9 protein-coding genes are annotated in these 14,032 nt (G+C 61.5%); 7 read left to right on the top strand and 2 right to left on the bottom strand.

Annotated elements, in window-relative coordinates:
* The first annotated feature begins 20 nt into the window (after nt 1-20).
* The 4 genes from QMA15_RS29055 (at nt 21) to QMA15_RS29040 (ending at nt 6,099) form a co-directional block, all read left to right on the top strand.
* Nucleotides 21-1,658 carry an AMP-binding protein gene (locus QMA15_RS29055; protein ID WP_069146263.1) on the top strand — a complete coding sequence of 546 codons (1,638 nt, stop codon included), beginning with the start codon at nt 21-23 and terminating at the stop codon, nt 1,656-1,658.
* Between the two features lie 4 nt (nt 1,659-1,662).
* A complete protein-coding gene (locus QMA15_RS29050) occupies nt 1,663-3,330 on the top strand; it encodes a helix-turn-helix domain-containing protein (protein WP_290287793.1) in 1,668 nt (555 codons plus the stop codon).
* A gap of 108 nt (nt 3,331-3,438) precedes the next feature.
* The gene (locus QMA15_RS29045; protein ID WP_019744236.1) at nt 3,439-4,938 is read left to right on the top strand and encodes an aldehyde dehydrogenase family protein; all 1,500 of its coding nucleotides are present in this window, start codon (nt 3,439-3,441) and stop codon (nt 4,936-4,938) included.
* Nucleotides 4,939-4,986: 48 nt separating this feature from the next.
* The gene (locus QMA15_RS29040) at nt 4,987-6,099 is read left to right on the top strand and encodes an NDMA-dependent alcohol dehydrogenase (RefSeq protein WP_019744235.1); all 1,113 of its coding nucleotides are present in this window, start codon (nt 4,987-4,989) and stop codon (nt 6,097-6,099) included.
* A gap of 54 nt (nt 6,100-6,153) precedes the next feature.
* On the opposite strand, the gene QMA15_RS29035 is transcribed toward QMA15_RS29040, so the two are convergent.
* Nucleotides 6,154-7,602, bottom strand: a complete 1,449-nt coding sequence (locus tag QMA15_RS29035) for a hypothetical protein (RefSeq protein WP_290287789.1) — start codon at nt 7,600-7,602, stop codon at nt 6,154-6,156.
* Nucleotides 7,603-7,826: 224 nt separating this feature from the next.
* Here QMA15_RS29035 and QMA15_RS29030 point away from each other — a divergent pair, with 224 nt between their 5' ends.
* The 3 genes from QMA15_RS29030 to QMA15_RS29020 all read left to right on the top strand — a co-directional run bounded on the left by QMA15_RS29030 (nt 7,827) and on the right by QMA15_RS29020 (nt 13,009).
* Entirely contained in the window at nt 7,827-10,073 is a 2,247-nt protein-coding gene (locus QMA15_RS29030) for an MMPL family transporter (RefSeq protein WP_070387076.1), read from the top strand.
* 183 nt (nt 10,074-10,256) lie between these two features.
* On the top strand, nt 10,257-11,648 hold the full coding sequence (locus QMA15_RS29025; RefSeq protein ID WP_290287788.1) for a hypothetical protein: 1,392 nt from the start codon (nt 10,257-10,259) through the stop codon (nt 11,646-11,648).
* The gene (locus QMA15_RS29020; RefSeq protein WP_290287786.1) at nt 11,645-13,009 is read left to right on the top strand and encodes a PQQ-binding-like beta-propeller repeat protein; all 1,365 of its coding nucleotides are present in this window, start codon (nt 11,645-11,647) and stop codon (nt 13,007-13,009) included. The genes QMA15_RS29025 and QMA15_RS29020 overlap by 4 nt, the downstream gene beginning before the upstream one ends.
* 45 nt (nt 13,010-13,054) lie before the next feature.
* Here the strand turns inward: QMA15_RS29020 and QMA15_RS29015 are convergent, their stop codons facing one another.
* The gene (locus QMA15_RS29015) at nt 13,055-13,909 is read right to left on the bottom strand and encodes a glycosyltransferase family A protein (RefSeq protein WP_024487831.1); all 855 of its coding nucleotides are present in this window, start codon (nt 13,907-13,909) and stop codon (nt 13,055-13,057) included.
* Nucleotides 13,910-14,032 lie beyond the last annotated feature (123 nt).

Raw genomic sequence — 14,032 nt, 5'->3', positions numbered from 1 at the left:
AACCGGAGAGGACAGAACACATGAGTACGCCGCTGCCCAGCTATACGTCCGGAGTATGGGACGGTCCGATGCTGGGCGACACCATCGGAGACAACCTCGATCGCACGGTTGCCGCACACGGCGACCGCGATGCGTTGATCGACCACGCCAGCGGTCGACGATGGACGTACCGGGAGTTCGCCGAGCAGGTGAACGGGCTCGCTGCCGGACTACTTTCCCGTGGTGTGGGGAAGGGCGATCGGGTGGGGATCTGGGCTCCCAACTGTCCGGAATGGACGTTCACGCAGTACGCGACGGCAAAGATCGGCGCGATCCTGGTCAACATCAATCCGGCCTACCGCTCGCACGAGTTGCAGTACGTGCTCGAGCAAGCCGGAATCTCGACGCTGGTGTCTGCGGCCAGCTTCAAGACCTCGGACTACGCGTCGATGATCGAGACGGTGCGGCCGCAGTGCCCGGATCTGACTTCAGTGCTCCTGCTCGGTTCACCCGAGTGGGACGCGGTGCTTGCCGACGGGTTGGCGGCCCAGGCAAGCGATCCGGCTCCGCTCGCAGCTGCCCAAGCCGCGTTGTCGGCCGACGACGCGATCAACATCCAATACACCTCGGGCACTACCGGTTTCCCGAAGGGCGCGACGCTCAGCCACCACAACATTCTCAACAACGGCTACTTCGTCGGCGAGTTGTGCCACTACAGCGAGGTCGATCGGGTGTGCATCCCGGTGCCGTTCTATCACTGCTTCGGCATGGTGATGGGCAACCTTGCGTGCACCAGTCACGGTGCTGCCATGGTCATTCCGGGCCCGGCATTCGATCCGCGCGCCTCGCTCGAAGCCGTCCAGGCCGAAAAGTGCACGTCCCTCTACGGCGTTCCGACGATGTTCATTGCAGAATTGGCGCTGCCGGACTTCGACAGCTTCGATCTGTCGTCCCTTCGCACCGGCATCATGGCGGGTTCGCCCTGCCCGGTCGAAGTGATGAAGCAGGTCATCGATCGTATGGGTATGGCAGAGGTGTCCATCTGCTATGGCATGACCGAGACGTCGCCGGTGTCGCTGCAGACCCGCTCGGACGATTCGATCGAGCAGCGCACCGAAACCGTCGGTCGGGTGGGGCCGCACCTCGAGATCAAGATCGTAGATCCGGCAACCGGACTGACGGTGCCGCGCGGCGAGCCGGGCGAACTGTGCACACGTGGTTACTCGGTCATGCTCGGCTACTGGGAGAACCCGGAGAAGACCGCCGAGGCGATCGACGCTGCCCGGTGGATGCACACCGGAGACATCGGCGTCATGGACGAGGCCGGATACGTCGCTATCACGGGACGCATCAAGGACATGGTCATCCGCGGTGGCGAGAACGTCTATCCGCGTGAGATCGAGGAGTTCCTCTACACCCATCCCGACATTCTCGACGCGCAGGTCATCGGTGTGCCGGACGCAAAGTACGGCGAGGAATTGATGGTGTGGATCCAGATGCGCGAAGGTGCAGACGATCTGGACGCCGATTCGGTCCGTGCCTTCTGTACCGGCAAGCTCGCGCACTACAAGATTCCGCGGTACGTCCATGTCGTGGACGAGTTTCCGATGACAGTCACGGGCAAGGTCCGCAAGATCGCGATGCGAGAACAGGCGATCGAATTGATCGGTCAGGCCTGAGCGTATGTCCGCGAACCCAGGGGAGCGTGAGCCGGTACGCCCCGAGATCGCGCTCTCCTGGAAGCGTTCTCGACTGAGTGGCCTCGATCCGTCGTCGGCAATCGCCGTGGACACCGAGGAGCAAGACGGCGAATCTCGTCTGCTCCGGGCCGCCGCGCCCGTGCTCGACGAGGTGTCGCAACAGATCGCGGGCACCGGTTTCTGTGTGTTGCTTGCTGATCGAGAATGCCGCGTGGTCGCTTCGGTGTACTCCGACAGCCGCGTCGAGCGGACAATCGAGCGGTTGGGCGTCGTCAACGGTTCACGCTTCGGTGAAGAGCACGCCGGTACCAATGCACTCGGTACGCCGCTCGAGGTAGGTCGAAGCGTGGTGATCCACGGGGACGAGCATTTCCTCGACAGCCTCAAGGGATTGAGCTGCTACGGCCAGCCGATCCTGCATCCCGTCACACGTCGCGTCGAGGGTATTCTCGACATGACCGGCGTTGTCTCGCAGGCCAACCCGCTGTTCGCGCCCTTCCTTGCGCGTGCTGCGGCGGATATCGAGAAACGACTGCTCGAAGGCTCCAAAGCGTCGGAGCAGCGGCTGGTCGACGCATTCCAGCGAGTTTCACATCAGCGCCACATTGCTGTCGCGGCCATCGGTGACGACATCCTGCTGAGCAACCGAACGGCCTTGGATCTGCTCGACACCGCCGACCACGTATCACTCCGGTCCTTGATCGCCGATCTCAATCCTGATCAATCAAGGCTTGTGACAGTCGAATTGGCGTCCGGTGCGCTGGCGCGAGTTCAAGCCGACCGGATTTCCGGGGCCGACGGCGGCGCACTCTTCCTGGTCGAACCACTCCAGCGGGAACGGGCACCCATCCGCAGAACCCACGAGCGGGCACCATCTCCGGGGGAGCGACTGCGCCGCGACCTGATGCGGGCGCGGTCGTCGTCGTCCGCGGTTGCCATCTCGGGTGAAGCAGGTTCCGGTCGAACTTCGGCAGCATCGGACGTGGTCGGGAGCGTCGACGCCAGTTGGCACGATGCCACGCGGATCGCGTTCGACGGCCGTGAGCAGTGGATCACCGATCTTGTGCGAGCAGCCCGTAAGCGTTCGGGCGTGGTCGTGATCGAACAGGTGCAGCTCCTTCCCGATTCGGTGTTGCCGCTGGTCGCGGACCTGATCGATGCCAGCGCCGAGGGGCCGAAGATCGTACTGACCAGCGGCGCGGTCGCGGATTTGCCGCCAGCCATCGTGTCACTCATCTCGCGTTGTGCCTCCAGGATTGCCATCAACCCGCTGCGAGAACGACAAGCCGAGGTCGCCGAGTTGGCTCAGGCGATGTTGGAGGGGATCTCGCCCGAATTGAGGTTGACCGCCAGCGCTGCCGAAGCGCTCGCTGCGGCCAGTTGGCCGGGCAACCTGGCCGAATTGCGCGTCGTGTTGAATCGGGCCTCAGGTGAACGCTCGAGTAATCGCATCGACGTCGTCGATCTGCCCGAGGACTATCGCACCACGGCCAAGGTGTCGCGGTTGGCAGGGCGGGAGAAGGCCGAGCGCCAGGCGATCATCGGAGCGTTGAAAGACTGCGGCGGCAACAAGGTTCACGCGTCGGCGCAACTCGGAATCAGCCGAAGCACTCTCTACACACGGATGCGGGCGCTCGACATCACTGTGTAGTTTGCTGTCCGAATTGAGTTGTACAAAGTTCGGACAGTTAGCACCCCCGGAAGCGCGGAAGTATGGCGTGCATCACATTCGCACCTCACTACTTCAGGGGAGTTTCCGATGACGGCAGTAGCCGAACACACCATCAGTTCCGCGGTACAGGGTTTCCTGAACGGACCGAAGAAGCTCTACATCGGCGGCGAATTCGTCGACGCCGCTTCGGGTCAGACCTTCGCGACGTACAACCCGGCTGACGGACAGAAGCTCGCAGACGTGGCACACGGCCAGGCCGAAGACATCGACCGCGCGGTACGCGCCGCCCGAACGGCTTTCGAGGACGGCCCCTGGTCTCGGATGAAGGCAAACGAGCGCGAGCGGATGATCTGGCGCGTCGGAGACATTCTCAGTGCTCGTGCCGAGGAATTCGGTCAGCTCGAAGCTCTCGACAACGGCAAGTCCGTTGCCATCGCCACCGCCGTCGACGTGGCTTGGGCTGCAGACGTTTTCCGCTACTACGCGGGTTGGGCCACCAAGATCGAAGGCAGCACCGTCAACGTGTCGATGCCCTTCTCTCCGGGCGGCGAGTTCCACGCCTACACCCTGCGTGAGGCAATCGGCGTCTGTGGACTGATCGTGCCGTGGAACTTCCCGCTGCTGATGTCGTCGTGGAAGCTCGCCCCCGCGCTCGCCGCCGGCAACACGGTGATCCTCAAGCCCGCTGAGCAGACCCCGCTCACCGCACTGCTTCTCGCGGAGGTCTTCGAAGAAGCCGGATTCCCGCCCGGCGTCGTCAACATCGTTCCCGGCTTCGGCGATGCAGGTGCTGCACTGTCCGGCCACGACGACGTGGACAAGGTCGCGTTCACCGGTTCCACCGAGGTGGGTAAGAAGATCGTCGACGCCGCCAAGGGCAACCTGAAGAAGGTTACGCTCGAGCTCGGTGGCAAGAGCCCCAACATCGTATTCGCCGACGCGGATTTCGATTCCGCGGTGGAGGGTTCACTCAACGCCTGGCTGTTCAACCACGGTCAGTGCTGCGTTGCGGGTACCCGTCTGTACGTCGAGGACACCATCTTCGAGAAGTTCACCGAGGCCGTCGCGCACGCAGCGAGCCAGGTCAAGATCGGACCCGGCCTCGATCCCACCACCCAGCTCGGACCGCTGGTCTCGCAGGAGCAGTTCGACAAGGTCACCGGTTACCTCCGTGAGGGGATCGCCGACGGCGCACGTGCACTCACCGGCGGTAACCGCTGGGGCGATCAGGGCTACTTCGTCGAGCCGACTGTCTTCGTCGACGTCAAGCCCGAATTCTCCATCGTTCAGGAGGAGATCTTCGGACCCGTCGTGGCAGCGCTGCCGTTCAACGCAGACGACGGACCCATCACTGCCGCAAACGATTCCATCTACGGACTTGCCGCCGGCATCTGGACCCGTGACATTTCCAAGGCCCACCGCACGGCCAAGCGTCTCAAGGCTGGCTCGGTGTGGATCAACCAGTACAACGGCTTCGACACCGCAATGCCTTTCGGCGGATACAAGCAGTCCGGTTGGGGCCGCGAGCTCGGCGCTTCGGCTATCGATCTCTACACCCAGACCAAGGCCGTCAACATCGCCCTCTGACCGACCCCCATCGCTCATTCTCTCGTCCGACAATCAAGGAGATCACCAGTGAAGACCAAAGCTGCTGTACTGCTCGAGCCCGGAAAGCCTTTCGAGATCATGGAACTCGACCTCGACGGCCCCGGGGTGGGTGAGGTACTGATCAAGTACACCGCTGCCGGACTGTGCCATTCGGATCTGCATCTGACCGACGGTGATCTCCCGCCGCGTTACCCGATTGTCGGCGGACACGAAGGCTCGGGCATCATCGAAGAGGTCGGACCCGGCGTCACGAAGGTCAAGCCGGGCGACCACGTCGTGTGTAGCTTCATCCCCAACTGCGGCACCTGTCGCTACTGCTCGACCGGTCGCCAGAACCTTTGTGACATGGGTGCCACCATCCTCGAAGGTTCGATGACGGACGGTTCCTTCCGTTTCCACGGCAACGGAATGGATTTCGGCGGAATGTGCATGCTCGGAACATTCTCCGAGCGCGCCACCATTTCTCAGCACTCGGTGGTCAAGATCGACGATTGGCTTCCCTTGGAGACAGCGGTGGTCGTCGGCTGCGGCGTACCTTCGGGTTGGGGAACGGCAGTAAATGCCGGTAACCTTCGCGCCGGTGACACCGCTGTGATCTACGGCATCGGTGGTCTCGGCATCAACGCCGTCCAGGGCGCCGTTTCGGCCGGCTGCAAGTATGTCGTGGTGGTCGACCCGGTTGCTCTCAAGCGTGAGACCGCACTGAAGTTCGGTGCAACCCATGCCTTTGCAGACGCCGAGAGCGCTGCTGCCAAGGTCAACGAGCTGACCTGGGGACAGGGCGCCGACGCGGCGCTCATCCTTGTCGGCACCGTCGACGAGGACGTGGTCAGTGCAGCGACAGCAGTGATCGGCAAGGGCGGCACCGTGGTGATCACTGGTCTCGCCGATCCGGCCAAGCTGACCGTGCACGTGTCGGGAACCGATCTGACGCTGAATCAGAAGACGATCAAGGGCACGTTGTTCGGATCAATGAACCCGCAGTACGACATCGTGCGACTGCTTCGTCTCTACGATGCGGGTCAGCTCAAGCTCGACGAACTGATCACCAACACCTACAGCCTCGAAGACGTCAACCAGGGCTACCAGGATCTGCGTGATGGCAAGAACATCCGTGGCGTGATCATTCACGACAAGTAGGACAACTGCTGTGCGCCTTTATTAACCGCCCGCGGTTAATAAAGGCGCACAGCACTATTTCTTGGCTTTCGACAAAATCTGCATCAACTGAAGTAGTGCCGAGAACTTCGCGAATACCGAGCGCGAGACCACCGGACCGAAAGCCGCGGTGTCGGTTGCATCGAACGCGTCGAGCAGATCGCGGAAGCTTTCGACCTGTTTGACCATCGCGTCGAGATCGACGTGCGTGGCGGCGTCGGCATCGCGCAGAGCTAGTAGGTACTGCGGCGCCGTCACCAAGGCGACTGCCGGGATCTTCCGCTCGAACAGTGGTTCACCCTCGCCGAAATGAATGACCGGTCCTGGCGCCACGATTCGGCGATCGCCTGCCCCGATGTCGCGCCACAGCGGTGCAACGATGTCGTGTACTTCTCGGCTCGTCGCGTAGAGCAGTTCCGGTTCCGGAGTGGTCACCAACGCATAGCTGCCGCTCGAGGTGTCCTCGGTATCACCCAGCGCGCCGAGGTGTTCGATCGCGATCCCGGCTACTGCGCGCGCCTGACCGGCCTCGCCCTTCCACATCTCGGGGTGCGCTTCGAGCCAGGTGGAGGTTGCCTGTCCGTGCTTGGACACCGCTGGAATTCGCAGGTGGCCAGTCGTCAGCACAAAAACGTACGACCGTCGATGCGGCTGCGCGACGGCGTGCCGCGCCAAGGCCAACATTCCCAGATGCCCGTTCTCCTCGACGCCGTTGGTTCCGTCGCTGTGAGTGATGAGCAGAATCGTCTCTTCCGGTGATGTCCCCGGGGATACCGCCCACACCGTGTCGGTCCGGGTGTCCGGATGCAGAGTTGCATCCAGAACCAGAGTCGCCCGCTGACCGGAACGAGCTGCAGCGACAACCTTCTTGCCTTCGTCGCCGGCCACCCAGACGGCGGGGATGTCGTGGTACGGCTGCGTGAACGGAAGATATTGTCCCAGCGCGTTGTCCGGAGCGATGTCACGCCATACCGCGATCACGCCGAGCACTCCGGCCTTGCGGGCCTTGTCGAGTTTCGGGCCAAGAAGGGTTGCGGAGAGAACCGGATTTCGAAGAGTCTCGTCGGTGGCGATCGGACCCCACTCGCTGACCAGTAGCTTGCGGGGAAGATCGACGTGCGGGACCTCGATCACCGCGATCGCGCCCTTGGCCAAGGACCACTTGGGGCGTCGCGCGCTGACGTAGACCAGGGGAGCGGAGATTCCCTGAGGGCCGGTCAATCCCGAGTAGGGGAATGCGGACGAAACCTTGATCGGCCCCGTGGGCAATTCGATGCGAAGTCCGTCAGACGTTGCCGGTAGATCCCAGCGTTCGAAAGTGTGTGAATCACGCCGGACTTCGAGGCCCAGTTCGGTCAGTTCGTTCGCGACTTCCTCCACCACCGCGTGGTGTGAAGGTGATCCCGTCAATCGTGGCCCCCGCGCGTCGAGTCGCTGTTGGCCTGCAAGGAGGAGATCGCGATCGACGGCCTGGCCGTGATTCATGGGATTGCCTTTCGTACTACGCGACGTCTGCTCTGGTGAGGCGCCTGCCCGTGTCGTGTCCACGGTACCGAGCGGTCTGAAAAGGAGACGGAGAGCGCGCCGGATATGCCGTTTTCGCAGATATACCAGGTGCCAACGAGCCGGTCGGTCCGTACCGTATGACCTTGGCACCGAAAGACTCCGTGTTCTTCGGACAGACCAGTCCACGGCGAGAGAGGCCTACGTTGGCTACGTATCTTTACAGGTTGGGGAAGTTCGCTTTCCGCCACAAGTATCTTGTGGTGGCCGCGTGGATTATCGTGATCGCGGTGGTGGGGGGCGCTATCAGCGCCACAAATCCGACGTTCTCCAAAGAATTCAACCTTCCGGGCACCGATTCACAGCGTGCGACCGAGTTGATGAACGAGAACTTTGCAGCGGCAGCGGAGCAGCAAACTCAGGCGTCGACCAGTATTCTCATCGCGGCAGACGACGGGCTTGCCGCGCACAGCGATCAGATCGACCAGTTGATCGCACAGGCGAAGACGTTGCCGGACATCGTCGATCCCGAGAAGATCGTCAATCCGGTCACTCTCGCGGAGGCCAATCCGGCGGTGGCGTCCGCCGTTCTCGGCGACAACGGCAAGGTCGGGCTGATCCAGCTCAATCAGTCGATTCGCATCGAGGATCAGACGCAGGCGAACAAGACGGCGTTCCTCGATTTGATGGCAAAATTCCGCACCGGTGGCCTGCAAGTCGAAGGCACCGGTTCGATGATGCAGGTGCAGGCCGCGGGCGGTCTGTCGGAGATGCTCGGCTTCGCGGTGGCGTTCATCGTGATGATCGTGGCGTTCGGCGCACTCATCGCGGCGTTCATCCCGTTGTTCACTGCAATTCTTGGAATTGCGCTGGCCACTCTGACGGTCACACTCGGCTCGGGCTTCTTCGACATCAACGAAGGTGTCACGGGAATCGTCACAATGATCGGCATCGCAGTCTCGATCGACTATGCGTTGTTCATCGTCTCGCGCTACCGCAGTGAGCTCAATCTGGGCGGAACCAGGGAAGCTGCTGCCGGACGCGCAGTAGGTACAGCAGGTTCGTCGGTCGTATTCGCGGGCCTGACAGTGGTGGTCGCGCTGGCAGCCCTGGCGGTGGTCGGGGTCCCGATGATCACGCAGATGGGAATCTCGGCGGCGGTTGCCGTCATCATCGCCGTGCTCGGCGCAATCACGTTGATCCCGGCAGTTCTGGGCATCTTCGGTCGGTTCGCGTTCTCGCCTCGTATTCCCGGGCTTCGCCACGGTGACGAGCCCGAGACGATGGAATCCAACGGACATCGCTGGGCCAAGATAGTCACCAAGTACCCGTGGCCGATCGCGGGTGCTGCTCTGGTCCTCCTGGTGATCGCGGCTATTCCGATGACGAAGCTCGAACTCGGACTCTCGTTCACTCAAGACGAAGAGCGACCGGCACTGGCCCTCCTGCAACGAGGATTCGGTGAAGGCGTCAACGGCGAATTGTTCGTCGTGCTCGACGCGCCCGACGGTACCGACATCACTGCGATTGCCGAAGGCACTGTCGCGCACATCAAGGGCCTCGACAACGTCGCAACGCCGGATCAGTTGATGTGGGTCGGAAACGGACCGGACGCGGCAAACCCGATGGCGGGCGCAAACTCTGCGCTCATCGCGGTCACCCCGCAGATGTCTCCGAGCGGCCCCGAAACCCACGAGCTGATGAATCAGATCCGGGACTACGGATCGACGGTGAAGTCGGAAGGCGCAGAACTCGGTGTAGCGGGTCAAACCGCGATCGTTGCAGACATGTCGTCGAAGCTCAGTTCCGCGCTCATCCCGTATCTCATCGTGGTTGTGGGGCTGGCGTTCATCATCATGATGGTCGTCTTCCGCTCGATCTTGGTGCCGCTGACCGCAACTCTCGGATTCCTGTTTTCCGTCTGTGCGACCTTCGGCGCCACGGTGGCCATTTTCCAGTTGGGCGACTTCGGGCTGATCGAGCACACACAACCCATCATCTCGTTCCTGCCGATCTTCATGATCGGTGTGGTCTTCGGGTTGGCGATGGACTATCAAGTGTTCCTCGTGACGCGAATGCGCGAGGAATACGTGCACGGATTGTCGGCCAAGGACGCCATCATCTCCGGCTACACCCATGGTGCTCGCGTGGTCGCGTCGGCGGCCATCATCATGATCTCCGTGTTCGGCGCATTCATGCTGTCCTCGGAGACGACAAGCAAGATGATGGGCTTCGGTCTCGCGGCGGCAGTCTTCTTCGACGCCTTCATCATCCGCATGATCGTGATCCCTGCGGTCATGTCGATCCTCGGTGATTCGGCGTGGAAGTTGCCGGCGTGGCTCGACAAGATCCTGCCGAACGTCGACATCGAGGGTGAAGCGATTCGACGGATTCCGATCGAGCAGGATCCGGATTCCGATCCAGACCCGAATCAGGTGCCTGTGAGGGTGTAAGCACTCAGGTCGTCAGGACGGGGTGCCGGTTGCACAGCAACTGGCACCCCGTCCTTCTGTGTTCATACGGCGCTCGTGCGATAGGAAACCATCCGGTTGGTAACAGAAATCGCTGTGATCGCGACAGGACTTCCAGAGGCGACGCGCATCGGGAGCGAGCCGTGACGGTGACTGCGAGGGTACGTGTCGAAGGAGCAAACCGATTCGAAGCGGGCCGAGAAGTGGACCTTTGCGCTGACGGTCGTCTCCCTGATCGCCGGTGGGACAGTGGTTGCCGGGCTGGTGGATCGGTGGAGCAGCTCGCCGTCCGATGACATCTCTGTAGCTGCGTCATCTTCGATCACCATGACGTCTACACCGGACGAGATTCCGGCGGAGGACGTGCCTGAATTCTCGTACGTCACGCCGAGCGCGGTGTACCCGACAACGATTCCGGGTTGTGAAAGCGTCGAAGCGCCAGAAGAGGATTCGTTCTTCTCCTATATTCTGGACGGATCTGACACGTACGACGATCCACGCTTTCCGTGGTTCTCGAGTGCCAAGGCCGCCGCGATGTCGGAAGCGGTCAAGCAGGCGCTCCCGAAAGATGTCGAGCTGAAGTTCGCCAGCCCGGGTAATTCGCTGCAGTTCGGGCCAATCTCTGCACCTTCGAACACAGATGGGCTGCCCGAGGGATTCTCGCTCGAGGAGTTGGCGTCCACCACTGCGTCCGGGACGCTGATTCGGGACGGGAAGATCGGCGCGCTCAGCCTGATGCTGCACTCGAGTTCTGATCCGATCCCATCGTGTGTTGCGGGGTCGCTCGTCGAACGTCGGGTGCTGGCCGACCAGTCTGTGGTGGATCTGCAGGATACGTGGAGCGAAACCAATGGTGTACGCACCCTTAATCGGTCGGCAATGTTGTACGGAGTCGACGGGACCCGTATTCAGGCGTATCTCAACGACACGAACAACGACGGAGGTCCGGACGCCGAGAGTTCCGGCGTGGTGCCACTGACGCTCGACGAACTTGTAACCCTTGTCGAAATGCCACAGCTGCGAATCACCACGCCAGTTCCACCAGGCACTGCTCCGCTTCAGATTGATTGCGGCGGTTGGACGGACGAGTCATCAGGGCGGGAACTGGATCGAGGAATCGTCGACGCGCTCGGTGAAGCGCTCCGATCGGGTTGGCGCGCAGCACCGTCAGAAGCGCCTGACCTCGGCAGCCAGCTGGGTGATCTGGTTCTGGCCGAAAACGACACCACCACTGCGTGCCAGTATGTCGTTGCACGGTCGGGCGGCAACGAGTCGCGTCTGAGTATCTCGATTACCAGTGGGCAGCCGCTTCCTACGCCTCCGAACAAGTACGACCCTTCTTACGACGGACACCCGCTCTCGATGGTGACCGCCGAGGACGGGTCCGTGATCGAACGTGATGAGAGTCGCTGGGAGAATGTCCACAGGTCTGTAGTAGTTACCCACCCCGGTGGGACGCAAGTAACGGTGAGCTCTTCGGCAGAGGCACCGAACGTGCCGATGACGTTCGAGCAGTTGGAGTTTCTCGCGACGATCGACGGGCTGGAGATTCGATGACCGCCAGGTATTCGCCCAAGGCCCGCCTTCGGATCGCAGCCGCCGTAGCCGTAGTCACGGTCACCGCCGCCATCGCCACGGTGGTCACGTCGACGAGTTCCGGACCGACAGCGATCTCGTCGCCGCCATGGAGCGTCGAGGCCTCCGAGATTCTCGGGCGCGAGTTCGCGATATTTCGGAGCCCACTTGTTGGAACCGAATTCAACATGGACGTGGGCGGATTCATCGACGCCGGATCACTCGTGGTCACGATGGTCGGCATGCCGGACCGCCAGGCGTATTCGTTGGACGACGCGGAATTGGTCGGATTGGACGCTGAGGACGGCGCGGTCCGTTGGCGTACGTCGGCGGTCGACATCGGTGGTTGCTCCGAGACTTTGCTCGGCAGTTCGGTGCTGTGTTTCTCCGGGCCGTACGTATCCGGTGGTTCGTACTCGCTTTTCGATATCGAGACAGGAGAGCGTCGAGACATCAAGACGCCGTGGGCACCGATCATCGCGGTTGTCTCGGGTGACACGGTCCTCGCGCTCGAGGGTGATATCGAGAGCAACGACGTTCGCGTGCACAGCGGAACCGTCGACGATCCGGAAGCGAACTGGTCCAAAGCGTTCGACGTCGGTGGATCGTGGGAAGCCGGATACGTCGATCCGGTGATGTCGGTGCACGGCGATCTGGGTGTGATCGCTCTCGACGAGTCTCTGGGATTCGATCTGAAGACGGGCGAACAGCGGTGGGTACACGGTTACTCCACCTGTTCGACCGCGCATACATCGTCGGACGGCGTGACATTGGTGTCGGATGGCGGTTGCGAAGGCAATGGCCGTCCGACAAGTGAGTACGCGCTCGATCAGAACGGGCGCGAGTTCGCCAGGACGGACGAACTGCCCTCGGAGTCCTCGTACTACGGCGGGCGATACAGCCGAGATGATCCCGCGGGAAGATCGACTCCGATCATTCTGGGACACAGCGGTTTCGACCGGACTTCCGGCGAGAAATTGTGGTCCAACAGTGAACTCTTCGACACCGCACAGTCGTTGGCGGTGATCGGCAACGTGGTTGCCGTGACCCGTTCCGGTTCCGAACCCGAGGTCCAGTTCGTGGACCTCTTCACCGGTGAGGTCCTGTGGCGATCGAACGCCGAGCGCGCCGGGGAGGTTGTCTGGCACGGCGATGTCGTTATCGACGAGGGAAACGTCTACGGAACGGATGTCCGTACGGGCCAACGTAGTTGGGAGGTTCGGGTGGATCAGGACGGGGACGACGAGTTCACCCCCTGGGCGATGCCGCGGGAGCTGTGGGCGGGGGACAAGGTGCTGTTGCGTTCCAGTGAAGACCGCATCACGGCGTTGAAACTGTCGTGAAATTCGGGGCCTGCGAATCTTCGGTGATCAGCGAAACTCGATGGGCTACTGGTGAACCGGCATGATTCGACCTTGCGATCTGGAAAACAAGCATCTGAATTCCAAGCGCTCCTGCTCGAAGTTGTAGAGGCGGTAGACGGGCCACGCCAGTGCGTGGAGCATCGAGTCGCCCCAGATAGTTAGTTTGAGGCGCCAATTCATGATGTTGTGAAGGTGCAGAACCGACTCGGAAGCCTGGTTGTATTTCAAGTACTCCAACGGAGGGGTTTCGCCGCGTCGGCCGGACGTTTCCGCTCGCATGTCCGCGATCTGCCCGATCGTCATTCCACCCTCCCGAAGGCACAGTGAAAGGTCGATATCTTCGTGAATGTCCGGCCGGTCACTGACTTGCTCGCGGACGGACAGCCATGCGCTCTTTCTGATCGCCATGTTCGCTCCGGCGACAGCGAGTACTTGACGTTCGCAATCGAACTTCCCCTGCTTCACCTGCCTGTCCAGTGCGTATCGGTGGATTCGAGCAAACGGCGATTCGAAGAGATAGGTGAGTCCGGCGACCGCTGAATGAGCGGTGCTGCGCTGGAAAAATGCTTTGACGGCACTAGCCCAGCCTGGTTGGACCCGAGTATCTGCGTCGATCCGACCGATGATGTTGCCGGTCGAGGCGTCGAAGCCCGCGTTCCGTGCGTGTACGACGCCTTGGCGGGCCTCGAAGACGTATCTGACTTTGTCGTACTTCCGGGCGAACTCCTGGATGATCGATGCAGTGCCGTCTGTCGAGTTGTTGTCGACAATTAGAATCTCATCGATTTCCGGCTGGGTCAGAAGACGCTCGATGCAGTCGGAAACCGCGTCTTCTTCGTTGAATACCGGAACAACCACCGAGAGTCGATTAGTGGACAAGTGTTCAATATCCTGCATGGATGCGGTCACTGTATTCCTTTGCTGGGCAATCGGGTCCAGTCCTTCGCAAAGGTTACGATAGCAATAGGTGACCATTCGGACAATTTGAACCTATGGGCATAT

The sequence above is a fragment of the Rhodococcus sp. APC 3903 genome (assembly GCF_030407755.1).
In the GTDB taxonomy this organism is placed as follows: domain Bacteria; phylum Actinomycetota; class Actinomycetes; order Mycobacteriales; family Mycobacteriaceae; genus Rhodococcus_F; species Rhodococcus_F erythropolis.
The sequence above is the reverse complement of the archived record's forward strand: the minus strand, read 5'-3'. Positions and strand labels throughout refer to the sequence as shown.